This is a genomic window from Phreatobacter sp. GW821-FHT04C01, assembly GCF_059420385.1.
The window spans coordinates 312,633-338,249 of the sequence record NZ_JBWKTP010000006.1 but is presented as its reverse complement, the minus strand read 5'-3'; the positions used below and the strand labels follow the sequence as shown (position 1 = coordinate 338,249).

The 25,617-nt window shown below is 67.1% G+C and carries 25 protein-coding genes; 15 read left to right on the top strand and 10 right to left on the bottom strand.

Features of this window, described 5'->3' with window-relative positions:
* Positions 1-165: 165 nt before the first annotated feature.
* A complete protein-coding gene (locus AC07WJ_RS23700; RefSeq protein ID WP_494937131.1) occupies positions 166-1,131 on the top strand; it encodes an L-threonylcarbamoyladenylate synthase in 966 nt (321 codons plus the stop codon).
* A gap of 10 nt (positions 1,132-1,141) precedes the next feature.
* Here the strand turns inward: AC07WJ_RS23700 and AC07WJ_RS23695 are convergent, their stop codons facing one another.
* Positions 1,142-2,050 (bottom strand): LysR substrate-binding domain-containing protein, encoded by a 909-nt coding sequence (locus AC07WJ_RS23695; RefSeq protein ID WP_494937130.1) that lies wholly within the window; start codon positions 2,048-2,050, stop codon positions 1,142-1,144.
* 121 nt (positions 2,051-2,171) lie between these two features.
* Between AC07WJ_RS23695 and AC07WJ_RS23690 the strand changes: the two genes are divergently transcribed.
* Together AC07WJ_RS23690 and AC07WJ_RS23685 are read left to right on the top strand one after the other, a co-directional pair.
* Entirely contained in the window at positions 2,172-3,455 is a 1,284-nt protein-coding gene (locus tag AC07WJ_RS23690; RefSeq protein WP_494937129.1) for an MFS transporter, read from the top strand.
* Positions 3,452-4,075 carry a glutathione S-transferase family protein gene (locus tag AC07WJ_RS23685; RefSeq protein WP_494937128.1) on the top strand — a complete coding sequence of 208 codons (624 nt, stop codon included), beginning with the start codon at positions 3,452-3,454 and terminating at the stop codon, positions 4,073-4,075. Before AC07WJ_RS23690 ends, AC07WJ_RS23685 begins: the two co-directional genes overlap by 4 nt.
* On the opposite strand, the gene AC07WJ_RS23680 is transcribed toward AC07WJ_RS23685, so the two are convergent.
* The 7 genes from AC07WJ_RS23680 to AC07WJ_RS23650 form a co-directional block, all read right to left on the bottom strand.
* Positions 4,072-5,292 carry a class I SAM-dependent RNA methyltransferase gene (locus AC07WJ_RS23680; RefSeq protein ID WP_494937127.1) on the bottom strand — a complete coding sequence of 407 codons (1,221 nt, stop codon included), beginning with the start codon at positions 5,290-5,292 and terminating at the stop codon, positions 4,072-4,074. The genes AC07WJ_RS23685 and AC07WJ_RS23680 overlap by 4 nt on opposite strands.
* Entirely contained in the window at positions 5,292-6,092 is an 801-nt protein-coding gene (locus AC07WJ_RS23675; RefSeq protein WP_494937126.1) for a TlyA family RNA methyltransferase, read from the bottom strand. The genes AC07WJ_RS23680 and AC07WJ_RS23675 overlap by 1 nt, the downstream gene beginning before the upstream one ends.
* The gene (dxs, locus tag AC07WJ_RS23670; RefSeq protein WP_494937125.1) at positions 6,089-8,023 is read right to left on the bottom strand and encodes a 1-deoxy-D-xylulose-5-phosphate synthase; all 1,935 of its coding nucleotides are present in this window, start codon (positions 8,021-8,023) and stop codon (positions 6,089-6,091) included. The genes AC07WJ_RS23675 and dxs overlap by 4 nt, the downstream gene beginning before the upstream one ends.
* Positions 8,024-8,275: 252 nt before the next feature.
* Positions 8,276-9,193 carry a pirin family protein gene (locus tag AC07WJ_RS23665; RefSeq protein ID WP_494937124.1) on the bottom strand — a complete coding sequence of 306 codons (918 nt, stop codon included), beginning with the start codon at positions 9,191-9,193 and terminating at the stop codon, positions 8,276-8,278.
* A gap of 98 nt (positions 9,194-9,291) precedes the next feature.
* Positions 9,292-10,080 (bottom strand): SDR family oxidoreductase, encoded by a 789-nt coding sequence (locus AC07WJ_RS23660; protein WP_494937123.1) that lies wholly within the window; start codon positions 10,078-10,080, stop codon positions 9,292-9,294.
* An 88-nt stretch (positions 10,081-10,168) separates the two neighbouring features.
* Positions 10,169-10,786, bottom strand: a complete 618-nt coding sequence (locus tag AC07WJ_RS23655; RefSeq protein WP_494937122.1) for a LysE family translocator — start codon at positions 10,784-10,786, stop codon at positions 10,169-10,171.
* A 48-nt stretch (positions 10,787-10,834) separates the two neighbouring features.
* Positions 10,835-11,653, bottom strand: coding sequence for a DUF1194 domain-containing protein (locus AC07WJ_RS23650; protein WP_494937121.1), 819 nt, complete (start codon positions 11,651-11,653; stop codon positions 10,835-10,837).
* Positions 11,654-11,876: 223 nt separating this feature from the next.
* Between AC07WJ_RS23650 and AC07WJ_RS23645 the strand changes: the two genes are divergently transcribed.
* Positions 11,877-12,806 (top strand): histone deacetylase family protein, encoded by a 930-nt coding sequence (locus tag AC07WJ_RS23645; RefSeq protein ID WP_494937120.1) that lies wholly within the window; start codon positions 11,877-11,879, stop codon positions 12,804-12,806.
* A 144-nt stretch (positions 12,807-12,950) separates the two neighbouring features.
* Positions 12,951-13,199, top strand: coding sequence for an exodeoxyribonuclease VII small subunit (locus AC07WJ_RS23640; protein ID WP_494937119.1), 249 nt, complete (start codon positions 12,951-12,953; stop codon positions 13,197-13,199).
* 20 nt (positions 13,200-13,219) lie between these two features.
* Here the strand turns inward: AC07WJ_RS23640 and AC07WJ_RS23635 are convergent, their stop codons facing one another.
* Entirely contained in the window at positions 13,220-13,765 is a 546-nt protein-coding gene (locus AC07WJ_RS23635) for a carboxymuconolactone decarboxylase family protein (RefSeq protein ID WP_494937118.1), read from the bottom strand.
* Positions 13,766-13,828: 63 nt separating this feature from the next.
* Here AC07WJ_RS23635 and AC07WJ_RS23630 point away from each other — a divergent pair, with 63 nt between their 5' ends.
* The 4 genes from AC07WJ_RS23630 (at position 13,829) to AC07WJ_RS23615 (ending at position 18,067) form a co-directional block, all read left to right on the top strand.
* Entirely contained in the window at positions 13,829-14,185 is a 357-nt protein-coding gene (locus AC07WJ_RS23630; protein ID WP_494937117.1) for a winged helix-turn-helix transcriptional regulator, read from the top strand.
* A gap of 226 nt (positions 14,186-14,411) precedes the next feature.
* Entirely contained in the window at positions 14,412-16,019 is a 1,608-nt protein-coding gene (locus AC07WJ_RS23625) for an ABC transporter substrate-binding protein (RefSeq protein WP_494937116.1), read from the top strand.
* 89 nt (positions 16,020-16,108) lie between these two features.
* Positions 16,109-17,086: an ABC transporter permease gene (locus AC07WJ_RS23620; protein WP_494937115.1), complete on the top strand. Its 978-nt coding sequence runs from the start codon at positions 16,109-16,111 to the stop codon at positions 17,084-17,086.
* Between the two features lie 9 nt (positions 17,087-17,095).
* Positions 17,096-18,067, top strand: coding sequence for an ABC transporter permease (locus AC07WJ_RS23615; protein WP_494937114.1), 972 nt, complete (start codon positions 17,096-17,098; stop codon positions 18,065-18,067).
* An 831-nt stretch (positions 18,068-18,898) separates the two neighbouring features.
* On the opposite strand, the gene AC07WJ_RS23610 is transcribed toward AC07WJ_RS23615, so the two are convergent.
* A complete protein-coding gene (locus AC07WJ_RS23610; RefSeq protein WP_494937113.1) occupies positions 18,899-19,807 on the bottom strand; it encodes a LysR family transcriptional regulator in 909 nt (302 codons plus the stop codon).
* 144 nt (positions 19,808-19,951) lie between these two features.
* Between AC07WJ_RS23610 and AC07WJ_RS23605 the strand changes: the two genes are divergently transcribed.
* The 6 genes from AC07WJ_RS23605 (at position 19,952) to AC07WJ_RS23580 (ending at position 25,557) form a co-directional block, all read left to right on the top strand.
* Positions 19,952-20,305, top strand: coding sequence for an Atu4866 domain-containing protein (locus AC07WJ_RS23605; protein ID WP_494937112.1), 354 nt, complete (start codon positions 19,952-19,954; stop codon positions 20,303-20,305).
* A gap of 78 nt (positions 20,306-20,383) precedes the next feature.
* Positions 20,384-21,124 (top strand): SDR family oxidoreductase, encoded by a 741-nt coding sequence (locus tag AC07WJ_RS23600; protein ID WP_494937111.1) that lies wholly within the window; start codon positions 20,384-20,386, stop codon positions 21,122-21,124.
* A gap of 127 nt (positions 21,125-21,251) precedes the next feature.
* Complete coding sequence (miaB, locus tag AC07WJ_RS23595) at positions 21,252-22,688, top strand: tRNA (N6-isopentenyl adenosine(37)-C2)-methylthiotransferase MiaB (RefSeq protein ID WP_494937110.1); 1,437 nt, start codon at positions 21,252-21,254, stop codon at positions 22,686-22,688.
* A gap of 25 nt (positions 22,689-22,713) precedes the next feature.
* Positions 22,714-23,799 (top strand): PhoH family protein, encoded by a 1,086-nt coding sequence (locus AC07WJ_RS23590; RefSeq protein WP_494937109.1) that lies wholly within the window; start codon positions 22,714-22,716, stop codon positions 23,797-23,799.
* The gene (gene ybeY, locus AC07WJ_RS23585) at positions 23,796-24,305 is read left to right on the top strand and encodes an rRNA maturation RNase YbeY (protein ID WP_494937108.1); all 510 of its coding nucleotides are present in this window, start codon (positions 23,796-23,798) and stop codon (positions 24,303-24,305) included. The genes AC07WJ_RS23590 and ybeY overlap by 4 nt, the downstream gene beginning before the upstream one ends.
* Entirely contained in the window at positions 24,298-25,557 is a 1,260-nt protein-coding gene (locus tag AC07WJ_RS23580) for a hemolysin family protein (protein WP_494937107.1), read from the top strand. The genes ybeY and AC07WJ_RS23580 overlap by 8 nt, the downstream gene beginning before the upstream one ends.
* The last annotated feature ends 60 nt before the right edge of the window (positions 25,558-25,617 follow it).

Genomic DNA, 25,617 nt, shown 5'->3' with positions numbered 1-25,617 from the left:
GCACCATGGCGGAGCACCCACGGTCGTGCAACGGCACGATGGCGAGGCTGGCCGAACGAGGGATAGGAGTGTTTGACGTTTACGTCAACGGAATGGGTGCGTTCGCCGAATGAGCTGGGCTGCGTCGTTTTGGCGCCGGGCCGTGGCTGTGCTAAGCGCCGCGCCATGATCCATCGCCCGACCCGCCGCCTGTCCGCAGATGCCGCCGGCCTTGCCGAAGCGGGGGCCATTCTGCGCGCTGGCGGCCTCGTCGCCTTCCCGACCGAGACGGTCTATGGCCTCGGTGCCGATGCGACCGACGGCCGCGCGGTGGCCGGCATCTATGAGGCCAAGGGTCGGCCGAGCTTCAATCCGCTGATCGCCCACGTCGCGGAGACGGCCGACGCGCTGGCGCTCGGCCGCTTCGATGCCCATGCCGAAAGACTCGCCCGGGCCTTCTGGCCGGGGCCGCTGACTTTGGTGGTGCCGGTTGCCGCCGGTTGCCCGGTGTCCGATCTCGCCCGCGCGGGCCTCGATACGGTCGGCCTGCGGGTGCCCGATCACCCGGCGGCCCACGCCTTGCTGCGGGTGGCCGGCCGGCCGGTCGCCGGTCCCTCGGCCAACCGGTCCGGCCATGTCAGCCCGACCGATGCCGATCACGTGCTCGCCGATCTCGACGGCCGGATCGACGCGGTGGTCGATGCCGGGCCGACCGCGGTGGGCGTGGAATCGACCATTGTCGCCTGCCTCGATGGCGGCCCGGCTCTGCTTCGTCCGGGCGGCGTGTCGCGTGCCGCGATCGAGGCGGCGATAGGACGGCGGCTCACCGTCCGCGCCCAGGACAAGACCATCGCGCCGGGCATGCTCGCCTCCCATTATGCACCCAGGGCCGGCGTCCGGCTCGACGCCACGCGCCTGGAGGCCGGCGAGGCACTGCTTGCCTTCGGTCCGGAGGTCCTCGAGGGCGCGGCCGTCATGCTGAACCTGTCGGCGTCAGGCGATCTCGCCGAGGCCGCCAGCAATCTTTTCGGTCATTTGCGTGCGCTGGATGGCGCCGGCGCCGGTCGTATCGCGGTCATGCCGATCCCCCATGACGGCCTGGGCGAAGCCATCCGCGACCGGCTGGTGCGTGCCGCGGCACCGCGCGGCTGAGCAGGCGTTCTCAGGTGCCCCCCGAGGCCTCCGGTGGATGTTGCGCCTCGCGCAGGAGCCAGGCGCTGAAGGCCGCGACGACCGGCCGGTCGGCAACCTCTGGCAAGCTCACGATGTAATAGGCGAATTGGGCCGGCCATGACCGGTCGAGCACCAGCGCCAGGCGGCCGGCGGCGATTTCCTCATAGGCATAGATGTCGCGGACCAGCGCCAGGCCCTGGCCGGCCTCGGCGGCGCGAACGAGCAGGAACCCGTCGTCGAAACTCGGTCCCCGCTCGGCGCGCGGGTCGCCCTCGACACCGAGCGCCTTCAGCCAGAGTGGCCAGTCGGCGCGATCATGATCCTGCAGCAGCGGATAGGCGAGGCAATCCACCGGCTCGCGGATGGGCGGGCCGGCGGCCAGCAGCCGCGGACTGCCGACCGGGATCAGCACGGGCGCCATCAGCGGCGTCGTCCTGAGGCCGGGATAATTGCCGAGCCCGTGCCGGATCGCCACGTCGACCCGGCCGTCGCGCAGGTCGACCACGCGGTTCGTCGCCTCGACGCGGACTTCGAATTCCGGGTGTTCATCGCTGAAGCGGCCGAGCCGCGGCACCAGCCACGATGCGGCGAAGGACGGGGCCGTGGTGACGGTGAGCGTCTGGCGGGTCTTGCTGGTCTCAAGCGACCCCAATGTCAGGGCAATCTGGTCAAACGCCATGAGCAGCTGCGGATGGACCTTGGCTCCTGCCTCGGTGAGCCGCATGCCGTAGCGGGTCCGGTTGAACAGCGAGACGCCAATGCGTTCTTCGAGCTGTCTGATCTGCTGGCTCACCGCGCCCGAGGTGACCCCCATCGCGTCGGCGGCGAGCTTGATGCTGCCGTGCCTGCCGGCTTCGGCGAAGGCGCGCAGCGCCAGCAATGGCAGAACCGATCCCATAAGAGTTTAGCCTGTCTATAGTTTGAAAGCAGAATGGATCGCTTCTATCGCGCGACCACAAGCGATATTCATGCGTGAGACAGAGTTTAGCATTTCTCCTGCCTGATAGCGAGACGAACCGATGCACTCTAACCTTCGCCCAAATCCTTCCGCCGAAATCCCCGTCGCTGGCCCCTGGCTTCTGGTCCTGGTCGGATTCGCGGCGCTGGCCGTGTCGTTTTCGGTGCGCGCGGTGCTCGGGCTGGCCATGCCGGTGATCGAAGCCGAGCTCGGCTGGTCGCGTTCGGTGCTGTCGGGCGTCGGCGCGTTGGCCTTGCTGATCATGGCCTGCGCAGCCCCCTTTGCCGGCAGGATCATCGACGACAGCGGGCCGCGCATGCTCCTGGCGGGCGGCCTCGTCGCCATCGCCCTTGGCGCCGGCCTGGTGTCGCTGGCGTCTTCGCTGGTGGTGTTCGCCCTTGGTTTCGGCCTGTTCGCGGCCGTCGGCTTTACCGCGGTCGGCACCAATATCGTCGCGGCCGCCATTGCCAAGAGCTTCGAGGCGGGTCGAGGTCTCGCGACCGGTATCGGCACGTCGGGCGCAACCGCCGGCCAGCTTCTGGTCGTGCCGGCCGTCGCCATCCTCATGCAGACGGCGAGCTGGCGTTACGGTTTCGCGGCACTTGCCATCCTCGCGCTTATCCTGGCCGCCTGCGCCTTCGTCCTGCTGCCCGGGCAGCGGCCGGTATCCGATGCGGGGCCACTGGCGCCGCGGCGCGGATCCTTGCTCGCCGAAATGGGCGCGCTCGCGCGCTTGCCGGCCTTCCATGTCCTGTTCTGGAGCTTCCTGATCTGCGGCTTCACCACCACTGGCGTGATCGAGACCCATCTCCTGCCCTATGCCGCGTTCTGCGGATTTCCGCCCCTGCCGAGCGCCACCGCCTATGGGGTTCTGTCGGCGGTCAACCTGGGCGGCATGGTACTGGCCGGCTTCCTGACCGACCGCCTGCACCGGCCGACGCTGCTCGGCGCGATCTATCTGATCCGCGCGCTCAGTTTCATCCTTCTCGCCTTTATCGGCCCGGATATCCGGCTGCTCTATGTCTTTGCGGTGCTGTTCGGCCTGGTCGACTATTCGACCATACCGGTGACGGTCGGGCTGGCGGCGAGCCATTTCGGCGTCAAGCGGCTCGGCCTCGCCATGGGCCTCATTTCCAGCGGCCACGCGCTCGGCGGCGCGCTCGGTGCGCTCGCCGGCGGATTGCTGTTCGATGCCGGCGGCTCCTATGGCCTGCTCTGGTTCGGTGCCTTCGGCCTGTCGACGCTCGCCGGCCTCGTCGTCTTCCTGCTGCGCGACCAGCCGTCGGAACCGGCCGGCACCGGCGAACCCACGCTCACCGCCCGAACCAGCGAGGCCATGTCATGATCGGGCTCTACACCGACTCCTCCCCGAACGGCTTCAAGGCGACCATCGCGCTGGAGGAACTGGGCCTGCCCTACACGCTCCACCACGTCCGGATTGAGGCCGGCGAACATCGCCATCCGGCCTTTCTGGCGCTCAATCCGCACGGCCGCATCCCGGTCATCACGGATGCGGAGACCGGCATCACCCTGTTCGAATCCGCGGCGATCCTGCTCTACCTCGCCGAGAAAGCCGGCCGTCTACTGCCAGGGGAGCCGAAGGCCCGCTGGGAAGCGATCCAGTGGCTGCAGTTCCATGCCGCCAGCGTCGGGCCGATCCTGGGCCAGCGGGTCCATTTCGAGCTGTTCGCCAAGACCGCCATGCCGCCGGCGATCGAGCGTTATCAACGGCTCACCGACGAAGCTTTCGCGACGCTCGACGGGCGGCTGTCGGACCGGCCCTATCTCGCCGGAAGCGATTATTCGATCGCCGACATCGCGACGTTCGGCTGGACCCATATCGCCGACATCTGCGGCTTCAGCTTCGGCCGGCACGCCAACCTGAGCCGATGGCACGAGCGCGTTGCCGCGCGCCCGGCCGTGCAACGCGGCATCGCACTGCCGGCGCCGGCAACCGGGCCTTAACGCGAAAAGGTCGCCACCAGCTCGATATGGGCCGACCAGCGGAACTGGTCGACCGGCGTCACGGTCCGCAGTGTCCAGCCGCCCGCGATCAAGGTCGCCGCGTCGCGTGCGAAGGTGCCGGGATTGCAGGAGACCGCGACGATGCGGCCGATATCGGCCTTAGCCAGGATCTTGGCCTGGGTCTCGGCGCCGGCGCGCGGCGGATCGAACACCACGGCGTCCAGGCCCTTCAGGTCGGCCGCCATCATCGGCCGGCGAAACAGGTCGCGCGTCTCGGCGGTGATCGGTTTCAGGCCGGAGGCGCCGCGCACGGCGGAAGCAAGCGCCGCGACCGCCAGGGCGTCGGCGTCGACGGCGTGAACGCGGGTCTGCGCCGCGAGCCTCAGCGCGAAGGGGCCGACGCCGCAGAACAGGTCGGCGGCCTTCTTGGCCTTGCCGACGCCGTCGAGCACCAGGCGCGACAGGATTTCTTCGCCCGCGGTCGTCGCCTGCAGGAAGGCGCCGGGCGGCAATTGCACGCGGATGGCGCCGACATGGATCGACGGCGGCTCGCGCTGCATGACCAGGTCGCCGTGATTGGTCAGGCGCGCCAGGCCCTGGGCGTTGCCGGCCGCCAGCAGATCGAGGCGCTGGCGCTCGCTCAGCTTGCCGGCGCCGCGCAATTCGACGTCGAGCCCGCTGTCGGTGGCGGTCACCTGGATGTCGAGCGGCTTGGCCGCGCCGTCCAGCACCCGGGCGATGGCGCGCGCGGCGGCGAGCGCCCGGTCGAGCTTCGGGTCGAGGATCGGGCAGGCGTCGATCGCCACGATGGCATGGCTGCGCGCCGCGGCGAAGCCGACGACGAGATCGCGGCCCTGGCCGCGCCGGGCATGGAAGGTCACGCGCCGGCGGCCGGCGCCATGGGCGTCGATGGTGTCGGCAATGTCGGCCTGCAGCCCGTGCTGGCGCAGCGCGACGGCCACCAGATCGCGTTTCCAGGCGAGATAGGACGGCGGCGCCCAGTGTTGCAGGGCGCAACCGCCGCACGAGCCGAAATAGCGGCATTCCGGCTGGATCCGCTCCGGGCTCGGCACCAGGATCGCCGAAGGCGCGGCGCGTTCGTCGCGGCCTTCAACCTCCACCACCTCGCCAGCCAGCGTGAACGGCACGAAGCGGCCGCCGGCGATGCCGTCGCCGCGATGGCCGACATGGGAAATGGTCAGGCGCTCGGTGGTCATTATGGGGCTCTGCGCCGTGCGAACATGAGGAATTCCCGGTTGCCCTCGCCACCGGCGATCGGGCTGTCGACGACGTCGACGACCATCCAGCCGAGCGCGCTGGTCGCGGCCCTGACCTTCTCGACGGCGCTGTCGCGCGCGGCGGCATCGCGCACGAGGCCGTTCTTGCCGATCAGGGCACGGCCGACCTCGAATTGCGGCTTGATCAGCGCGACGAGGTCCGCCGAGGGCGCCAGCGCGGCGGTGACGGCAGGCAGGACCAGGGTGAGCGAGATGAAGCTGACATCGATGACGCCGAAATCCGGAACCGGATCGAGCCGCGCCAGATTGCGGATATCGGTCGCTTCCAGCACCGTCACGTCCGGCCGGCCGCGCAGGCTCCTGTGCAACTGGTCGCGGCCGGTATCGACCGCGGTGACGTGGCGCGCGCCGCGATCCAGCAGCACTTCTGTGAAGCCGCCGGTCGAAGCACCGACATCCAGGCACATGCGTCCCTCGGGGCTCAGCTCAAACCGGTCGAGCGCATGGGCGAGCTTGACGCCGCCGCGCGACACCCAGGGATGCTCGGCGCTCGCTGAAATTTCGGCGTCGACCCCGATCTCGTCGGAGGCCTTCTTCACCGGTCGGCCGGCGGCGCTGACCAGGCCGGCGGCGATGGCCGCTTGCGCCTTGGCACGGCTTTCGAACAACCCGCGTTCGACCAGCAGGACGTCGGCGCGGCGTTTGGCGTCCTGGCGCGGGCGCGTCGATGGTGAAGCGTTTGTCGCTTCGCCGGATGTGGCTTTGCCGGCCGCGTTCACGCGCTGAGCGCGCCCGGCGCCGCCTGGAGATCCAGCGCGTCGCGGCCGAGCGCCTCGAACACCTTGGTCACGATGCCCTTGGCGTCGAGCCCGGCACGGGCATACATGGCCTCCGGCTTGTCATGGTCGAGATAGACGTCCGGCAGCACCATGGGGCGGACTTTGCAGCCGCCGTCGAGCAGCCCGGCATCGGCCAGCGCGTGCAGCACATAGGAGCCGAAACCGCCGACCGAGCCCTCCTCGACGGTGATCAGCACCTCGTGATTGCGGGCAAGCCGGGTCACCAGGTCGATGTCGAGCGGCTTGGCGAAACGGGCATCGGCCACCGTCGTCGACAGGCCGAGCGCGCCGAGCTCCTCGGCCGCCTTCAGGCATTCGCCGAGCCGCGTGCCGAAGGACAGCAGCGCCACGCGCGTGCCCTCCTTGACGATCCGGCCCTTGCCGATGTCGAGCGGCACGCCCTCGCTCGGCATGTCGACGCCCATGCCCTCGCCACGCGGATAACGGAAGGCGATCGGGCCTTCGTCGTAAGCCGCGGCGGTGGCCACCATATGCACCAGTTCGGCCTCGTCGCCGGCCGCCATCACCACCATGCCCGGCAGGCAGCCGAGATAGGCGACGTCGAAGGCGCCCGCATGGGTCGCGCCGTCGGCACCGACCAGGCCGGCCCGATCGATCGGGAAGCGCACCGGCAGGCCCTGGATCGCAACGTCATGGACGACCTGGTCATAGGCGCGCTGCAGGAAGGTCGAATAGATCGCGCAGAACGGCTTGAAGCCTTCCGTCGCAAGGCCCGCGGCGAAGGTCACCGCATGCTGTTCGGCGATGCCGACGTCGAAGGTCCGGGTGGGGAAGGCCTTCTCGAACAGGTCGACGCCGGTGCCTGACGGCATGGCGGCGGTGATCGCGACGATCTTGTCGTCCTTGGCGGCTTCCTTGATCAGGCTTTCGCCGAACACCTTCGTATAGGACGGGGCATTGGCCTTGGCCTTCACCTGCGCGCCGGTGATCACGTCGAACTTGGCGACCGCGTGCAGCTTGTCGGCGGTGGCTTCCGCCGGGGCGTAGCCCTTGCCCTTCTGGGTGACGACATGGACCAGGATCGGGCCGAAATCGGCGTCGCGGACATTCTTCAGCACGGGCAGCAGGTGATCGAGATTATGCCCGTCGATCGGCCCGACATAGTAGAAGCCGAGTTCCTCGAACAAGGTGCCGCCGGTGACGAAGCCGCGGGCGTGTTCGACGGCGCGGGTGACCGTGCGGTCGATCGTGGCGCCGAGCCGCTTCGACAGCTGCTTGCCGATATCGCGCAGCTTCAGATAGGTCTTGCCGGAGCCGAGCCGCGCCAGATAGGCCGACATGGCGCCGACCGGCGGCGCGATCGACATGTCGTTGTCGTTCAGGATGACGATCAGCCGCTCGCCGCGCGCGCCGGCATTGTTCATGGCCTCATAGGCCATGCCGGCCGACATGGCGCCGTCGCCGATGACCGCGATGACGTGGTTCTTGTCGCCCTTCAGGTCGCGCGCCACCGCCATGCCGAGGCCGGCCGAGATCGAGGTCGACGAATGCGCCGCGCCGAACGGGTCATATTCGCTTTCCGTCCGCTTGGTGAAGCCCGACAGCCCATTGGCCTGGCGCAGCGTGCGGATCCGATCGCGCCGGCCGGTCAGGATCTTGTGCGGATAGGCCTGGTGGCCGACGTCCCAGATCAGCCGGTCGCGCGGCGTGTCGAACACATAGTGCAGCGCGGCGGTCAGCTCGACCACGCCGAGGCCGGCGCCGAGATGGCCGCCGGTGACCGAAACCGCCGCGATCGTCTCCGCTCGCAACTCATCGGCGACCTGCCTGACCTGATGCTCGGGAATCTTGCGCAGATCTGCGGGGATCCGGATGGTGTCGAGGAGAGGCGTTGCGGGGCGATCTGTCACGATTTCACCGGCTGGCGCATGGTCCGGAAAGGTCGGAAGCAGTTTTCCGAGGCGACCATGCGAGGACGAGGATGATCCAACACAGCGCGGACTATAGCCCACGCCAAGGGTCGAGGGTTACACCACCGACCTAAGGCGTGCAATGCAGTCGGGCCAGGGCGACCGATTGGCGCAGGCGTGGCCAAATCGTGGGAGAGGCCCGTTCGGGCGCCTCGCGCAGCCGCCGGCACTCCTTCCGCGCCGCTTCAGCCCTTACTCCGGCAGGGGAATGTAATCCTGTTCGTCACCGGGCACGATATCGAAGCGGCGCTGGCGCCAGTTGTCCTTGGCCTGCTCGATGCGCTCCTTCGACGAGGACACGAAATTCCACCAGATGAAGCGCGGGCCGTCCATCGTCGCGCCGCCGCACAGAATCAGCCGCGCGGCCGAAACCGCGGTCAGGGTGATGCGGTCGGCCGGCCGCAGCACCAGCATCTTGCCTTCGCCGAAAATGTCGCCCTGCACGTCGATCTCGCCGGAGACCACATAGATCGCCCGTTCCTCGGCCTCCGGATCGACCGGTAGCCGGGCGCCCGGTTCCAGCACGATATCGGCATAAACCGTATCCCAGGCGGTCCGCACCGGCGCGGTCTTGCCGTAGAGCGAGCCGAGCACGACGCGGATGGACTTGCCTTCGGCCTCGATCACCGGTAGCGCCGCGCGATCGACATGGTCGAAGCCGGGCGTGCCTTCTTCCTGGTCCTTGGGCAAGGCGAGCCAGCTCTGGATGCCGTGCAGGTCGTGGCCCTTGGCCTTCAGGGCCGGATCGGTGCGTTCGGAATGAACGATGCCGCGTCCGGCGGTCATCAGGTTCACCTCGCCCGGATTGATCGGCACATAGGTGCCGAGGCTGTCGCGATGCTGGATCTGGCCGGCGAACAGATAGGTGACGGTGGCAAGCCCGATATGCGGGTGCGGCCTGACGTCGATGCCGCCGCCGTCGCGGAACACCGCCGGCCCCATATGGTCGAAGAAGATGAACGGGCCCACCATGCGGCGCTTGGCGAAGGGCAGCGCGCGCCGCACGGTGAAGCCGCCGAGGTCGTGGGTGCGCGGCACGATCACCATTTCGATGGCGTCGCAGGCGAGCTTGTCGCCGAGCTCCGGGTCGGGCGTGGGGGAAAACGACATGGCGAGGCCTCCTCTTGATCGTCGGTGACAACGATGCCGAGCCGGCCTCGCTGCCGTCGTCCCACGCGCCGGTCTCCGCCCGCGCGGTTCCCTGGGGGTCAGACGTTGCGGGTGGCGCCGCCGTCGACGCGGATCTTCGATCCGGTAATATAGCTTGCCTGTTCGGAGCAGAGGAAAGCGGCGGTGGCGCCGAACTCTTCCGCCGAGCCCAGCCGGCCAGCCGGAATGGTGGCGATCGAGGCCGCCTCGATATCGGCCAGCGACTTGCCCGAACGCTGCGAATTGGCCGCGTCGAGTTCCTTGATCCGGTCGGTGGCGATGCGGCCGGGCAGGATCATGTTGACCGTCACGCCGTCCTTGGCGACCTCGCTCGACAGGGTCTTCGACCAGCCGACGATCGACGCGCGCAGCGCGTTCGACAGGGCGAGGTTGGGAATCGGCTGCTCGACGCCCGAGGAGGCGACGGTCAGGACCCGGCCCCATTTGCGCTGGCGCATGCCGGGCAAGAGCTTGGCGGTGATGGCGAAGACCGGCTCGACCATGGTCTTGAAATATTTGACCCACTCGTCATCAGCCACTTCGGTGGCGGGCTTGGCCGGCGGCCCGCCGGTATTGTTGACGAGAATGTCGATCTGGCCGAGCGTCTTTTCGGCGATCGCCACGATTTCCTCGACGGCGCCGGGGGTGCCGAGATCGGCGGCGATGCCATAGGCCTTGCCCTTGCCGCGCGCCGTGATCTGTTCGGCATTGGCCTTGATGCGCTCGGCGGTACGGCCGACCAGCATGACGGTCACGCCTTCGGCGGCGAGCGCCTCGGCAATGCCGAGGCCGAGGCCCCGGCTCGACGCCAGCACCAGGGCTTTCTTGTTCGAAAGGCCGAAATCCATTCTGTCCTCCTCAATTCGGGGGCGAACACAAGCCCGAAGCCGCAGCCGGCGCAAGAGGACGGCATGCGGGACAGCCCAGCAAATTCCCTCAGCGCGCCCGCGACACCGCGAGCCAGACACCGCCGCCGATCAGGACGCCGCCGCTGACCCGCGACATCAACCGGATGCGGGCCTGCGTCAGGCTACGGCTGGTTCGCCCGCAGAAAATCGCATAGGCGCTGTCGGTCACCGCGGCGCAGGCCATGGCGGTGAGGCCCATGACCGCGATCTGCAGGCCGTGCGGGCGCGCCGGATCGATGAATTGCGGAAAGAAGGCGCCGAAAAAAACCAGCGTCTTCGGATTGGACAAGGCGACCAGCAGGCCCTGCAGGAAGAAGCCGCCGCGTGGCGCCACCGGCACGGCTCCCGCCGCGCTCTCGGCATTTGCCGAGCGGATCATCTTCCAGCCGAGCCAGATCAGATAGGCGGCGCCGACCAGCCTGACCCATTCGAACCAGTGGCCCATGGCGGCGATGACCGAATTCAGCCCGATGCCGACCACCGCGATCATGATGGCGAGACCGAGCTGCGTGCCGGCGACATTGGCGAGCCCGGCGCGGGTGCCGTGTTTCAGGCCATTGGCGATGATCAGCGTGACGGTCGGGCCCGGCACCAGGACGATGACGAGACAGGCGACAAGATAGGCCGAGTAGAGTTCGAGCGACATGCGTATCCGTCTCCGGTCCGTGCTGCGCGGCCTTGGCCGCAGGCTATCCTAGTTGCGATCCCATCGTTCGCGCCACATGCGTTCGCCGATCAGGCAATCGACCCGCTCGCTCTGCGCCGGCGCGATCGCCGCCTCGCCTGGCGCGATCCATGACGGCGGCAGGCCGGCGACTTCCAGGATCAGCTTGCGCCGGGTGGCGGGCACGAATTCCTCGGGGCTCTTGATCGGGATGACGAAGGCGCCGGGACCGCCGACCACGCAATCCTGGTAATAGGCATCGAGATTGTCGATATCCATGGTGCGGGCGTCCGGCCGCTTCAGCATGATCGGCAGACCGTTGATGGTGATGCCGCGGGCAAGCGCGGCGTCGCGGGCCGGTTCGACCTGCGGACCGTTATTGTTGGCGCCGTCGCCGGAGACGTCGATGACCCGGCGCTGCGAACGCAGGCCCGAGGTTTCGAACAGCGCCGCGCCGGCACCGAGCGCCCCGGAAATGGACGTGCGGAAGGCGCGCCGGATCGGCTTGGACTGCAGTTCGGCCGCGAAGGCCTCGGCGCTCGCGGGGCTGTCGATGATGCGCCAGCCGACCACGACCTGCTGGTCGAAGGCGCCGGCCCATTCGAGATAGGTGACCGCGATCTTGCCGACCAGGCCGCGCTTGATCGCGTCCATCACCTCGGGTGCGACGATCGCCTGGATATAGCCGTCGCGTTGCAGGCGCTGTTCTTCCGGGTCCATGGAATAGGAGATGTCGACGGCGAGCACGAGCTGCAGGTCGACTTCTTCGGCCGTGGACCGCGCCTGCGGGTTGGCCGCGGCCGTCATGGCCAAGGTGACAGCGGCAGCGAAGATCAGGGCGCGGATCATGACAATCCCCTGGGACGGCGGTCCGGACGATCCGAAACCTGACATAGCGCCGGGCCTCGCGAAATAGCCATTTCCCCCGCGGTCCAGAATAATGACCGGCTTTGTGATCACGGTCGTGGCATTGGGGTGCCAAGAGCGAAACCTTGCGATATTCATGGTTGGCAAGGATCGCCCGTTGGAGCCACCCGCGGTGCCGGTCGAGGCAGGGAAGGAACAGCTTCAATTGACCACGCTCGTCCTATCGCATCCCAAATGCCTCGATCACCTGACCCCCTATGGCCATCCCGAGCGCCCGGACCGGCTGCGCATGGTCACGCACGTTCTCGAGCATGAGCGTTTCGCCGATCTCGCGCGGGATGAAGCGCCGCTGGCGAGCATCGAGGCGCTGGCCCGGGTCCATCCTCATGAATTCATCGAGCGGATCGAAAATGCCACGCCGCTGGTCGATTTCGTTCATATCGACGGCGACACGACCTTGTCGCCAGGCTCCTACGAGGCGGCGCTGCGGGCTGCCGGCGGCGGCGTCTTCGCCGTCGACGAGGTGATGGCCGGCAAGGCGTCGAACGCCTTCGTCGCGACGCGCCCGCCCGGCCATCATGCCGAGACGGCGACCGCGATGGGCTTCTGCCTGTTCAACAATGTCGCGGTCGCTGCCCGTCACGCCCGCGCGGTCCATGGCGTCGAGCGCGTCGCGATCGTCGATTTCGACGTCCATCACGGCAATGGCACGCAGGACATCTTCTGGTCCGACCCGAGCGTGATGTATCTGTCGACCCACGAAATGCCGCTTTATCCCGGCACCGGCGCCGCCCGCGAAACCGGCGCCTATGACCAGGTCGTCAATGCGCCGCTCTCGGCGGGCGACGGCAGCCACGAATTCCGCGAGGCTTTCGAGCATGCGATCCTGCCGCGCATGCGCATTTTCAGCCCTGATCTGGTGATCATTTCCGCCGGCTTCGACGCCCATCAGCGTGACCCCCTGGCCAATCTCAACCTGACCGAGGTCGATTTCGGCTGGGCGACCAAGGAGATCATGGCGGTGGCCGACAAGAGCGCGGGTGGCCGCGTGGTCTCCATGCTCGAGGGGGGCTACGATCTCGAGGGGCTCGGCCGGTCGGTCGCGGCCCATGTCATGGCGCTGATGCGCGGCTGACCGGCCGGCGCGCCGATCGCGCCTGTGCACCGCGCTTGCGGATGCCGGGCATTCGGGCGGCGAATGCGCTAAGAGGGGCTTGGCGCCGATTCCCTGGAAGGCGGCGCAGCCTGTGCATCGCGACCCGTGGCCGGAGGGCATTCCATGGCTGAGAAACATGCCGACGTGGCGGCTCTCCCGTTCGAGAAGGCGCTGGCGGAGCTGGAATCGATCGTCCAGAAGCTCGAAGGCGGCAATGTGCCGCTCGAGGATTCGATTGCCATCTACGAGCGCGGCGAGGCCCTGAAGAAGCGCTGCGAGATGCTGCTGCGTGATGCCGAGGCGCGGGTGCAGAAGATCACGCTGGCGGCCGACGGCACGCCCTCGGGCACGACGCCGCTCGATCCGCAATAGCGCGGGCCCGGCCGGCGGCTTCAGGCCGGAAACCGTCGGGCGAAGGGCTCGGGCGCGAGGCGGAGCGCATTGGTGAGATAGCTCACCATCCGGTAGAAGCCGGCGAGCATCAGGATTTCCAGGATCGCCTCGTCCGAAAAGCCTGCGGCGAGCCGCTGCCAGGTGACGTCGTCGATGTCGCAACCCTGATGCAACTGGTCGGCGACGCCGATCAGCAGCCGGTCGTCCTCGGCCCAGACCGGATCGTCGGGGCCTGACCTGGCCAGCGCATCGATCTCCGCCTCCGACAGCCCCGCGCGGGCCGCGAACAGCGCCACATGCACGCCCCACTCATATTCCGAGCCGCAGAGCGCGGTGACCCGGTCGATGACGATCTCGCGCTGGCGCAGGCTCAGATGGCCACGGTCGAGCAGGCTCGCGCCCATGAACCGGTCGAACAGCCGCGGGTCGCGGGCCAGCGTGGTGAACAGGGCAAGCGGCGGCATGCCTTCGGGCATGATCCTGGTGAGCCGGGCCTGGATATCCGCGGGGTAGGGTGGGCGGGCCGGTGACATGCGCGACATCATGGTGCTCTCCGTGCTATGGATTAAATAGCACTAGCGCATCTCTGCTGCTATGGAAAGTATAGCATGATGAGTCCTGTCCCCGGTCGACCCGTGCGCGGTTCGCGTTCCGGCCGCCCGATCATGGTGTTGCTCGACCTCCTGGGCCGGCGCATGGCGCTCAGGGTCCTGTGGGAGCTGTCGCTGGCCGGCGATCCGCTGACGTTTCGCGCACTGCAGGCGGCCGCCGAGACCAATCCGAACGTGCTGAACGCGCGCCTGAAGGAGCTGCGCGCCGCCGGCATCGTCGACCATGGCGCCGACGGCTATCGGCTCAGTGTCGAAGGCACGGCGCTGCTGGCGGTGGTGCTGCCGCTGCACCAGTGGGCCGACGGCTGGGCGGCGGCGAGAGAATTTTCAGCGGCCTTGCCCGAGGGCGGCTGACCGCGCGGCAAACGATTGCCTGGAATCGGCGGGATACAATCGTTTCAGGATGGCTTTCTGGCCGGTTTTTCCCGATCTTGCCTGACGCCTGGGCAAGCTCAGGCTTTGATCACAAGGCCTCTTCCCCGAGCGGTGATGTCCTGTCTAAGGTAGCGCCCGGCCGGCCAGGGAAATCCTTCAAGTCAACAAACCTGGCCGTGGGATACCTCGACAGAGGGGAGACATGATGAAACTGAAGCTTGCGCTTTTCGCCGGCGCATTGGCCTTGGCTTTGGGGGCCGCCAGTGCGAGTGCCCAGACGCTGCGCTATGCGTTCCAGGGCAACCTGAACACGCTCGACCCTTACGGCATCAACGAAACCACGACACTTGCCCTGCAGGGCAATGTCTATGAAGGCCTGACCAAGCGCGATCGCGACCTGAAGATCATTCCCGGGCTCGCCGAGCGCTGGGAGACCCTCGACAACGGCCTGACCTGGCGTTTCCATTTGCGTCGCGGCGTGAAATTCCACAACGGCGAGGATTTCACCGCCGACGACGTGGTGTTCTCCGCCAATCGCGTTCGCGCCGAGACCTCGGATCTGCGCTCGCGCATCGATGCCGGCGTCCAGGTGGTCGCGGTCGACCCCTACACCGTCGATTTCAAGCTGAAGTCGCCGAACCCGATCCTGCATTATGAGTGGGATACCTGGTACATCATGTCGAAGAAGTGGGCCGAGGCGAACAACGCCGTGGCTCCCAGCGCGCCGGCCGCGACCACGCCGGGCTACGCCGTGCTCAACGCCAATGGCACCGGTCCGTTCCGGATCACCCAGCACCAGATCGGCGTCCGCACGCTGTTCGTGAAAAACCCGGCCTGGTGGGGCAAGGTCGAGCATAACCTCCAGGAGGTCGTGTTCACGCCGATCACCTCGGCGCCGACCCGCGTCGCGGCGCTCCTCTCCGGCGAGGTCGACGTCATCGACCCGGTACCGCTGCAGGATATTCCGCGCATCAATGCAAGCCCCAACGCGCGCGTCATGGAAGGTCCGGAACTGCGGACGATCTTCATGCAGCTGGACCAGCGGCGCGACGAACTGCTCGAATCCTCGGTCAAGGGCAAGAACCCGTTCAAGGACGTCCGGGTGCGCAAGGCCTTCTACCAGGCGATCGATATCGAGGCGATCCGCCGCCAGGTGATGCGCGGCGCGGCGGCACCGACGCCGCTCCTGATCTCGCCGCTGCTGTTCGAACGTGCCGGCGAGTTCCAGCGCCACCCGTTCGATCTGGCCGCCGCCAACCGGCTGCTGGACGAAGCCGGCTATCCGCGCGGTGCCGACAATACCCGCTTCGAAGTGACCCTCGATTGCCCGAACGACCGCTACGTCAATGACGGCGCGATCTGCCAGGCGGTGGTTGCCATGCTCGCCCGCGTCGGCGTGAAGATCAACCTGCAGGCCGTGCCGCGCGCCCAGTTCTTCGCCAAGGTCCTGGCCTCGGGCGGGTACCGGACCTCGTTCTACCTGCTCGGCTGGACACCGGGTTCGTTCGACTCGTGGAACGTGCTGCAGAACCTGGTGCGCTGTCGTGACGACGCCGGTTCGGGTGGTGCGGGCGCCACCAATCTCGGCGGCTACTGCAACCCGCGCGTCGATGCCCTGACCGACCAGATCCTGGTCGAGACGGATATCGCCAAGCGCACCGCGATGATCGCCGAGGCCTATCGGATCATCACCGATGAGGTCAGCCATATTCCGCTGCATCAGCAGACGCTGGCCTGGGGTGTCGCCAAGAATGTCGAACTCGTGCAGCGCGCCGACAACCAGTTTCTGTTTCACTGGGTGACCAAGCGCTGATCCCGTCCGGCCGGACGTTCCCTCGCCCGGCCAGCCTGGACCTTCAGGGGAGCGGCATCAGCCGCTCCCCATGACTCTCGAGGGACATTATGCTCGCCTTCATCCTGCGCCGGCTCGCCCAGGCCGTCGTCGTCCTGCTCACCGTTGCGTTGATCGCCTTTTCGCTGTTCCGCTTCGTCGGCGATCCGGTGAACCAGATGGTCGGCCAGGACACGACCATCGAGCAGCGCGCCGAGATCCGCCGCCAGCTCGGTCTCGACGATCCCGTGCCCGTGCAATTCATCCGCTTCGTCTGGAATGCCGCGAAGTTCGATTTCGGCACCAGCTACCAGAACAAGCAGAAGGTCTCCAAGCTGATCGGCGAGCGGTTTCCCGCGACCATGGAACTGGCGCTGGTCTCGGCCTTGTTCGCCCTGTTCGCCGGCATTCCCATGGGGGTCTATTCCGGCCTGAGGCCGCATTCCTGGCTGTCGAAGCTGTTCCAGACGGTGTCGCTGATCGGCATTTCCTTGCCGACCTTTCTGATCGGCATCCTGCTCATCTTCATTTTCCCGGTGACCCTCGGCGTGCTGAAATCCTTCGGCCGGCAAGGCGTGGTCGATCTCGGCTGGTGGACCACCGGCTTCCTCACCGTCCAGGGCTGGAGCTCGCTGGTGCTGCCGGCGATCACGCTCGGCTTGTTCCAGATGACGCTGATCATGCGCCTGGTCCGCTCGGAAATGATGGAAGTGCTGCGCACCGACTACATCAAATTCGCCCGCGCCCGCGGCCTGACCAACCGGGCCGTCAATTTCGGCCACGCGCTGAAGAACACGCTGATCCCGGTCATCACCATCACCGGCCTGCAGATCGGTTCGATCATCGCCTTCGCCATCATCACCGAGACGGTGTTCCAATGGCCGGGCATGGGACTGATGTTCCTGCAGGCCGTGCAGAACGTCGATATCCCCATCATGTCGGCCTATCTCCTGCTGGTCGCCACCTTGTTCGTCATGATCAACCTGATCGTCGATCTCCTTTATGTCGCCGTCGATCCGCGTATCCGGATCGCCGGGCGGGCGTCGTGAGGCTGGGCCATGTCCGTCATTCCTGAAGACGCCAAATCAGCCAGCGGCCTGCCTCGCGCCGCGGCAAGGCGCTCGCTCATCGCGCGCTTCGTCGATTCCGACATCTTTTTTTCCTTCACCCGCTCCTGGGTGACCATGCTCGCCGCGGTTATCGCTCTGCTGCTGATCGTCACCGCGCTGCTCGCGCCCTGGATCGCGCCGAACGACCCGTTCAATCCCGAGACGCTCAGCCTGCTCGATGGCTCCAAGCCGCCGGTCTGGGCCGCCGACGGCGAATGGCGTTTCCCGCTCGGTACCGATCAGCAGGGCCGCTGCGTGTTCTCGTCCGTGCTGTTCGGCATGCGCGTGTCGATCATCATCGGCTTCCTCGGGGTGCTGCTGGCGGCCACCATCGGCATCGTGCTGGGGCTGATCGCCGGTTATTTCGGCGGCACCGCCGACAGTATCATCATGCGCATCGCCGATGTGCAGCTGACCTTTCCGGCGATCCTCACCGCGCTTTTGATCGACGGCACCATGCATGCCCTTGTCGGCGGCCGGCGCTCCGACGTGCTGATCTTCTGGGTGCTCGTTATTTCCATCGGCCTGTCGTTCTGGGTCCAATATGCCCGCACCGTGCGCGGTTCGACCCTGGTCGAGCGCAACAAGGAATATGTCCAGGCCGCGCGCCTGATCGGCCTGTCCAAGCCGACCATCCTGTTCCGCCACGTCTTGCCCAATGTCACCGGCCCGGTCCTGGTCATCGCCACCATCAATCTGGCGCTCGCCGTCATCACCGAGGCGACGCTGTCCTTCCTCGGCGTGGGCCTGCCGCCGACCACACCCTCGCTCGGCACGCTGATCCAGATCGGCAACGAGTTCCTGTTCTCGGGCGAATGGTGGGTGGTGATCTTCCCGGGCATCGCGCTTGCCGCCCTGGTGCTGTCGGTCAATCTGCTCGGCGACTGGCTCAGGGACGCGCTGAATCCGCGACTGAGGTGAGAGTGCGTTGCCCGGTGCCGGCAATCGGGTCGCGACGGGCGATATGTTGTGCGGCGATCGTCGTGTTGCTGGCGCTTCCGCTGGCGGGCATCGCACGGGCTTCAGGCGCTTGCGATGTTCGGCTCGAACGCGGATCCGGACCACTGATCATTGCTGTCGATCGAAATGGCGCGCGCGAAACAAGGCGCCTCGTTGTTCGGGATCTTCAATGTCAGGTCGGAACCGATGGGCACCACTTGGACAGGGTTTTTGTATGCTCGATCGAACATTCTGAAGGTTTTTTGTCGGGAGCCTGGTATCTGCCCTCCCTTTTGGCGGGGGAGCCCTTCTTAGGAGAAGTGAGGGCGATCGAGGCAAGATCGCGAGTACCGTTGCCGCGGCATGGGTTCCTTGCCCGGCAATGGCTGCCCCGGGTGCTCGCCGGAGCGCTGGAAACGAGGGAAGGGGGCACGGAAGCGGCCTATCTTGCTGACTATCCCAAACGTTTCGTGCGAATTGGCCCGAGAACGACGCTGTCAAATTCGGCCGTTCCCGCGTCCGTTCAGACGCTGAGCTATGTGACAATGGCCGGCCGCAGCAATGTTGCGGTGGTTGGTGAAGTGGCCCTGGATTGCTTGAAGGTAGCGTTCGTGGCGCGGCCCAGCCCCGCCTCGGTGGCCCAAATGGAAGGCATGATGCGAAGCTTCCTCCGGGCCCTTAGACTGGAGCCCGGACAGGCTCGATAATGGCGGAATATCCACTGCGTCGTTCGCGGGCGGTTGTTCTCGTGCATCGACGATCCGGGCGCCGCCGATTTTCCGCCCATGCGCGCGCCGATCGGGTCTGCAGGAGTCACACGATCCGTGTGATGAAATCGATGAAGGCGCGCAGCTTGGCCGTGGGCAGGCCTTGGGCGCGATGGAAAAAATAGGCCGGAAAGGTCTCGTCGGCCCAGTCGGGCATGAGTTGCACCAGCCGGCCGTCGGCCAGCTTGTCCCGCACCATGAAGTCGAGCGGCTGAGCGATGCCCTGGCCGCCGAGGCAGGAGGCGATCAGGCTCTCGCTGTCATTGACCATCAGGCGTCCTCGCACGGCGACCGGAACGGTGGCCTTGCCCCGGTGCAATTCCCAGGCGAAGGGGCGGCCGGTGGCCGGGTCGCGGATCAGCAGGCATTCATGGTCGAGGAGTTCGAGCGGATGGTCGGGCGCACCGTTGCGGGCGATGTAGCCCGGCGCGGCGCAGGTCAGCACTTTCGCGCGCATCAGCAGCCGGCAGGTCAGGCCTGACGGCTCCGGCTCGCCGAAACGGACCGCGATGTCGAAACCCTCGCCGATGAAATCGCCGAGATGATCGCGCACGAACAGGTCGACCGACAGCTCGGGATAGCGCGCGAGAAATTCCGGCAGCCTCGGGGTCAGCAGGTAATGGCCGAAGGGCGGGTCGACATTGACGCGCAGCCGCCCGCGCACCTCGGCGCCGGCGCCCGCCGCGGTCGTCGCCGCGCTCTCGATGCCCTGCAGGAGTGGCGCGACCTCCTCATGGAAGCGGCGGCCTTCGTCGGTAAGTGAAACGGCGCGGGCCGTGCGGTGGAGCAGGCGGACGCCGATCCGTTGCTCAAGCCGGGCGATCGCCCGGCTGACGCCCGACTGCGTCAGGCCCAGCGTCTCGGCAGCACGCACGAAGCTGCCGGCCTCGACCACGGCGGCGAGGACCCCAATGCCGCTGAGCAGTCGCCCGTCGAAACTCATCAATGATCTCATGTCATTCTTTATGTGACATCTATGCGTTCGTGTCCTTCTCGGTCAAGGCCTAGGGTCCGCGGCGTCGGCGAGGCCGCTCGCCGCGACAATCCCGGGCAGGCCGCCGGTTCGGCCCCGCCGCAAACGCCATCGAACGAGGTTCCGATGACCCGCACAACCCAACGCTTCAACACCCTGGTCGCGGCGAGCGTCGCGAGCCTGATGACCGCCGGTCCCGAACCGGCATTCGCCCAGAACGAGCCGGCCGCGCGCAGCAACACGACCGCGGCGCAGCCCGTGGTCGGCCTGTGGGTGACCGCCAACGGCTTCATCCGGCTCGAGCTTCTGCCCGACGGGCGTTATGACGAGGCGCGCGGCGCGCGCCGCAGCGCCTATCGCGGCCGCTACGAGGTGCGCGGGCCGCAACTGCATTTCATCGATGATTCCGGCTTCACCGCCACGGGTGTCATCACCGGCGGCGTGCTCAGCGTCGGCGGCGACGATTTCCGCCGCGAGTGAGGCGCGCCACCGCGCGGACGCCGACAAACCTCAGTCGTCCCCAAGCCTCAGTTTTGTCCAAGAGAACGGATCTTCGTCATGCAGGACATGAACGGAAAAGTCGTGGCCGTGACCGGCGCCTCCAGCGGCATCGGCGAGGCCATTGCCCGGCGGCTCGCCGCCCAGGGTGCCCGCGTGGTGCTCGGCGCCCGCCGCACCGATCGGCTGGAAAAGCTGGCCGCCGAGATTGCCGCCGCCGGCGGCAGCGCGGCATTCACTTCCCTCGACGTGACCTCGCGCGAGGCGATGCGAGCCTTTGTCGATTTTGCCGGCGAGCGCTTCGGGCGGCTCGATGTGCTGGTCAACAATGCCGGCCTGATGCCGCTGTCGCTGATCAGCGATCTCAAGGTCGCGGAATGGGACCGGATGATCGACGTCAACCTGAAGGGTGTGCTCTACGGGATCGCGGCGGCCCTGCCGGTGTTCTCGGCGCAGGGATGCGGCCATTTCGTCAATATCACTTCGGTGGCCGATCGCCGCATCGTCTCGACCGCCGCGGTCTATTCCGGCACCAAATATGCGGTCAGGGCGATCTCCGACGGGTTGCGCCAGGAGATCGGCCCGGCGATCCGCGTCACCCTGGTGGCGCCGGGCGCAACCGAATCCGAACTCGCCCACACGATCTCCGATCCCGAACTCCGGCGCGCGGCGATCGAGGATTATCGCCGGGATCTGCTGCCGGCCGATGCCATCGCGCGCGCGGTCGCCTATGCCATTGCCGAGCCCGGCGACGTTGATGTCAACGAAATCGTGATCCGGCCGACCGCTCAGGTCTATTGAGGCCAGGGTCGAAATTGCGCGCCGCCCGGGGCCCCTTCCCGGGCGGCGGCGCGAGGAGTGCCAAGGAGGCACTCCCGGTCGGCCCGGAAATCCGCTATATCGCGCCTCTTAATCGCAAGAGCATGTGATGAGCGAGACGACGCCGAACCCAGTTGACGAGATGACCGAAGCCGCCGTCCGGCCCACCGGCCAGAAGGCGGTTTTCGTCAAATCCTATGGCTGTCAGATGAATGTCTATGACAGCCAGCGCATGGCCGACGTCATGGGCGCGGAGGGTTATCGCGAGGTGGCGACGCCCGAGGCCGCCGACCTCATCCTGCTCAACACCTGCCACATCCGCGAGAAGGCGGCCGAAAAGGTCTATTCCGAGCTCGGCCGCATGCGCGCCCTGAAGGAAGAGGCCAAGGCCCAGGGCCGGCAGGTGCTGATCGGGGTTGCCGGCTGTGTCGCCCAGGCCGAGGGTGAGGAAATCGTCCGGCGAGCCCGCACCGTCGACCTGGTGGTCGGTCCGCAGAGCTATCACCGGCTGGCCGATCTCGTCGCGCGTGCCGGTGTCACGCCGGGCGTGGTCGACACCGAATTTCCGGTCGAGGACAAGTTCCGCCACTTGCCCGATGCGGCCAAGGCCAGGACGCGAGCCCGCGGCATCTCGGCCTTCGTCACCGTGCAGGAGGGCTGCGACAAGTTCTGCACCTTCTGCGTGGTGCCCTATACGCGCGGCGCCGAGGTGTCGCGGCCGGTCGCCCAGGTGATCGCCGAGGTCGAGAAGCTGGCGCTCGCCGGCGTGCGCGAGGTCTCGCTGCTCGGGCAGAACGTCAATGCCTATCACGGCGAGGGTCCCGAGGGTTCGGAGTGGAGCCTGCCGCGGCTGCTGCGCCGCCTGGCCGAAGTGCCGGGGATCGCGCGGCTGCGCTACACCACCAGCCACCCGCGCGAAATGACCGAGGAACTGATCGCGGCCCATCGCGATTTGCCGGAACTGATGCCCTATTTGCACCTGCCGGTGCAGTCCGGCTCGGATCGCGTGCTGGCCGCGATGAACCGCAAGCATACCCGTGACGACTATTTCCGCATTGTCGACAAGGTGCGTGCCGCTCGTTCCGATGTCGTGCTCTCGTCCGATTTCATCGTCGGTTTCCCCGGCGAGACCGATGCCGATTTCGCCGACACCATGGACCTGATCCGGCAGGTCGGCTTCGCCGCGGCCTATTCGTTCAAATATTCGCCGAGGCCCGGCACGCCGGCCGCCGGTATCGACGGCCATCTCCCCGACGCGGTGATGACCGAACGGCTGCACGCCCTGCAGGCGCTGGTCACGGCGCAGCAGCGGGCCTTCCAGGACAGCCTCGTCGGGCAGGTCGTCGATGTTCTTCTCGAGAAGCCGGGGCGCAATCCCGGCCAGATGGTCGGGCGCTCGCCTTATCTGTCGCCGGTGCAGGTCATCGCACCGTCGTCTCTTGCCGGGACAATCGCAGCTGTCCGAATCATCGGCACCCAGACAAACTCTCTCAATGGCGTTCTCGAACACGCTCTCCATATGAATGCAGTGCAGGCGGCGGAGTGAACCTTTCAAAGGAAGGATCGACGGTTTGAAAAATCCTGGTGCGGGTGGCTTCGGGCCGGACAGCGGCCAAAATATTCCCTGGCTCTCGACACATGATTCCCGAGACGAAGCTGAACTCACGCTCGCCTTCGACGACAACCGCCTCGCGAGCCGCCTGTTCGGCCAATATGACCAGAACCTCGCCTTCATCGAGAAGCGCCTGAGGATCCAGGCCACCGCGCGCGGCAATCACGTCACCCTGGCCGGCCCGCCCGAACTGTGCGAGCAGGCCAAAAGCGTGCTCGAGAGCCTCTATGGCCGGCTCAAGACCGGTCATGACGTCACCCTCGGCGATGTCGACGGCGCCATTCGCATGACCACCTCGCAGGGCTCGCTGTTCGAGGCCGATGGCGAACCGAGGGTCGGGCATGAGGAAATCGTCACGCGCAAGCGCACGGTGAGGGCGCGCACGCCGGCACAGGACGCCTATATCCGCGCTTTGAAGCGCAACGAGCTGGTTTTCGGCATCGGTCCGGCCGGCACCGGCAAGACCTGGCTGGCGGTCGCCCAGGCGGTCGCCCTTCTCGACAAGGGGCTGGTCGACCGGCTGATCCTGACCCGGCCGGCGGTCGAGGCGGGCGAACGGCTCGGCTTTCTGCCCGGCGACATGAAGGAGAAGGTCGATCCCTATCTGAGGCCGATCTACGACGCGCTCTACGACCTGATGGACGCGCCCAGGGTCGAGCGCGGCATCCAGTCGACCATGATCGAGATCGCGCCGCTGGCCTTCATGCGCGGCCGCACCCTGACCAATGCGGTGGTGATCCTGGACGAGGCCCAGAACACCACGTCCATGCAGATGAAGATGTTCCTGACCCGGCTCGGCGAGAATTCGCGTATGATCATCACCGGCGATCCGACCCAGGTCGATCTGCCGCCGGGCATGAAGTCCGGCCTGACCGAGGCGCTCGACCTGCTCGATGGCGTCCCGGGCATCGCCCAGGCCTATTTCTCGGAGGATGACGTGGTGCGCCACGAACTGGTCGGCCGGATCGTCAAGGCCTATGAGGCGGCGACCCGCGCCGGCGACCACAAGGCGCCGCATACGCCCAGGCGAATGCGCCAGGAATGAGCTACGATCCGCTCCAGGAGGTGCCGGTCCAGACCGACATCGCCATGCTCTCCGACCTGTGGGACGGCCTGCCCGACGCCGAAGAGATCGTGCGCCGGGCGGTCGCGGCCGCCGCCGCCCATCCCGAGGTCAAGCCGCCCGCGGACGCGGAACTGTCGGTGGCGCTCGCCGATGACGCCGAAGTGCAGAAGCTCAACCGGGACTATCGCGGCAAGGACAAGCCGACCAATGTGCTGTCCTTCCCGGCGACCCACGGACCGATGCTCGGCGACGTGATCATCGCCTATGAGACGCTGGTCAAGGAAGCCGCCGAGGAAGGGATTGCGGTTGCCGATCACCTGACCCACTTGACGGTCCATGGGCTGTTGCATCTTCTTGGCCATGATCACGAGACCGAAGCCGAAGCCGTGACGATGGAACGCCTCGAGACCGAAGTCCTTGCCAGCCTCGGCGTCAAGGACCCCCACGCGACCGGGCGCACCATGCCCGATGGACCCCATGCCTGACCCCAGCGACAGTCGATACCGAACCACCGCGGCGGAAGCCGCAAGCCCGCCCCTGCCGACCGCCGCCGAGACCGAAAGGTCGGCCGAGCGTCATGAACGCTGGATCGACCGGCTGCGCCACCGGCTCGGGCTCAAGCAGAACACCTCGATACGGCAGAACCTCGAGGAAGTGCTCGAGGAGAACGCCCCTGCCTCGGCCGGCTTCACGCCGGAAGAGCGCTCGATGCTCAAGAACATCCTGGAGCTGCGCGAGAGCGGCGTCGGCGACCTGGCGCAGCCGCGGGCCGACATCATCGCGGTCCAGAAGGATATTTCGCTCGGCAGCCTGATGCAGGCCTTCGAGGATGCCGGTCATACCAGGCTGGTGGTGTTCGACGACACGCTCGACGATCCCGTCGGCATGGTCCACATCAAGGATCTGGTGACCCATCTGTTCAACGAGGCCAAGAAAGCCTCGCGCAAGCGCAGGTCCGGCACCAGGGGCCAGGCCAAGGCCGAGACCAAGTCGGAAGCCAAATCCGAAACCAGATCGGACCAGAAGCCGGACGCCAAGAACGGTGTCCTCGACCTCGGCGCGGTCGATCTCGCGGCGGCGCTGTCGTCGAGCCGGCTGATCCGGCCGATCCTGTTCGTGCCGCCGTCCATGCCGGCCATCGACCTGCTCGCGCGCATGCAGGCGACCCGCATCCAGCTGGCGCTGGTGGTCGACGAATATGGCGGCACCGACGGGCTGATCGCCATGGAGGATATCGTCGAGAGCATTGTCGGCGATATCGAGGACGAACACGACGTCGACGACGGCAAGACCATCGCCGTCATCGCCGACGGCAGCTATATCGCCGACGCGCGGGCGACGCTCGAAGAGGTGCGCGACAGCCTCGGTCCGGATTTCGATCCGGGCGAGGAGGTCAGTGACGAGGTCGATACGCTGGGCGGCTATCTCACCGTGCTGGCCGGCCATGTGCCGGTGCGCGGCGAAGTGGTCGCCGGGCGCGGCGACTTCGAGTTCGAGGTGGTCGATGCCGATCCCCGCCGGGTCAAACGCGTCAAGATCACCCGGGGCAGGGGCCTGATCGCCAAGCCGGCCCGCGCCAGCAGGCGCAAGGACGAAGAGGAAGAGGTGGCGCCGCTGGTCGAGGGACCGGCGCCGAAACAGGCCGACGAGATGCTGCCGGCGCAGGCGACACAGCCGGCGGCCCCCCCGCCGCCGGCCGGCGAACCGCCGCCCGCCGGCGCCGAGAAGGCATCCTGACCGGAGGTGTCCGGATAAGCGCGGTGCTTGACCGCCGCGCCCGGCTGGCCGACACGGGTG

What these genes read in the sequence shown, in the direction of transcription:
- AC07WJ_RS23700 (WP_494937131.1), top strand. Translation starts at nt 166, where the DNA reads ATGATCCATCGCCCGACCCGCCGCCTGTCCGCAGATGCCGCCGGCCTT.
- AC07WJ_RS23695 (WP_494937130.1), bottom strand. Translation starts at nt 2,050, where the DNA reads ATGGGATCGGTTCTGCCATTGCTGGCGCTGCGCGCCTTCGCCGAAGCC.
- AC07WJ_RS23690 (WP_494937129.1), top strand. Translation starts at nt 2,172, where the DNA reads ATGCACTCTAACCTTCGCCCAAATCCTTCCGCCGAAATCCCCGTCGCT.
- AC07WJ_RS23685 (WP_494937128.1), top strand. Translation starts at nt 3,452, where the DNA reads ATGATCGGGCTCTACACCGACTCCTCCCCGAACGGCTTCAAGGCGACC.
- AC07WJ_RS23680 (WP_494937127.1), bottom strand. Translation starts at nt 5,292, where the DNA reads ATGACCACCGAGCGCCTGACCATTTCCCATGTCGGCCATCGCGGCGAC.
- AC07WJ_RS23665 (WP_494937124.1), bottom strand. Translation starts at nt 9,193, where the DNA reads ATGTCGTTTTCCCCCACGCCCGACCCGGAGCTCGGCGACAAGCTCGCC.
- AC07WJ_RS23660 (WP_494937123.1), bottom strand. Translation starts at nt 10,080, where the DNA reads ATGGATTTCGGCCTTTCGAACAAGAAAGCCCTGGTGCTGGCGTCGAGC.
- AC07WJ_RS23655 (WP_494937122.1), bottom strand. Translation starts at nt 10,786, where the DNA reads ATGTCGCTCGAACTCTACTCGGCCTATCTTGTCGCCTGTCTCGTCATC.
- AC07WJ_RS23650 (WP_494937121.1), bottom strand. Translation starts at nt 11,653, where the DNA reads ATGATCCGCGCCCTGATCTTCGCTGCCGCTGTCACCTTGGCCATGACG.
- AC07WJ_RS23640 (WP_494937119.1), top strand. Translation starts at nt 12,951, where the DNA reads ATGGCTGAGAAACATGCCGACGTGGCGGCTCTCCCGTTCGAGAAGGCG.
- AC07WJ_RS23635 (WP_494937118.1), bottom strand. Translation starts at nt 13,765, where the DNA reads ATGATGTCGCGCATGTCACCGGCCCGCCCACCCTACCCCGCGGATATC.
- AC07WJ_RS23630 (WP_494937117.1), top strand. Translation starts at nt 13,829, where the DNA reads ATGATGAGTCCTGTCCCCGGTCGACCCGTGCGCGGTTCGCGTTCCGGC.
- AC07WJ_RS23625 (WP_494937116.1), top strand. Translation starts at nt 14,412, where the DNA reads ATGAAACTGAAGCTTGCGCTTTTCGCCGGCGCATTGGCCTTGGCTTTG.
- AC07WJ_RS23620 (WP_494937115.1), top strand. Translation starts at nt 16,109, where the DNA reads ATGCTCGCCTTCATCCTGCGCCGGCTCGCCCAGGCCGTCGTCGTCCTG.
- AC07WJ_RS23615 (WP_494937114.1), top strand. Translation starts at nt 17,096, where the DNA reads ATGTCCGTCATTCCTGAAGACGCCAAATCAGCCAGCGGCCTGCCTCGC.
- AC07WJ_RS23610 (WP_494937113.1), bottom strand. Translation starts at nt 19,807, where the DNA reads ATGAGATCATTGATGAGTTTCGACGGGCGACTGCTCAGCGGCATTGGG.
- AC07WJ_RS23605 (WP_494937112.1), top strand. Translation starts at nt 19,952, where the DNA reads ATGACCCGCACAACCCAACGCTTCAACACCCTGGTCGCGGCGAGCGTC.
- AC07WJ_RS23600 (WP_494937111.1), top strand. Translation starts at nt 20,384, where the DNA reads ATGCAGGACATGAACGGAAAAGTCGTGGCCGTGACCGGCGCCTCCAGC.
- miaB (WP_494937110.1), top strand. Translation starts at nt 21,252, where the DNA reads ATGAGCGAGACGACGCCGAACCCAGTTGACGAGATGACCGAAGCCGCC.
- ybeY (WP_494937108.1), top strand. Translation starts at nt 23,796, where the DNA reads ATGAGCTACGATCCGCTCCAGGAGGTGCCGGTCCAGACCGACATCGCC.
- AC07WJ_RS23580 (WP_494937107.1), top strand. Translation starts at nt 24,298, where the DNA reads ATGCCTGACCCCAGCGACAGTCGATACCGAACCACCGCGGCGGAAGCC.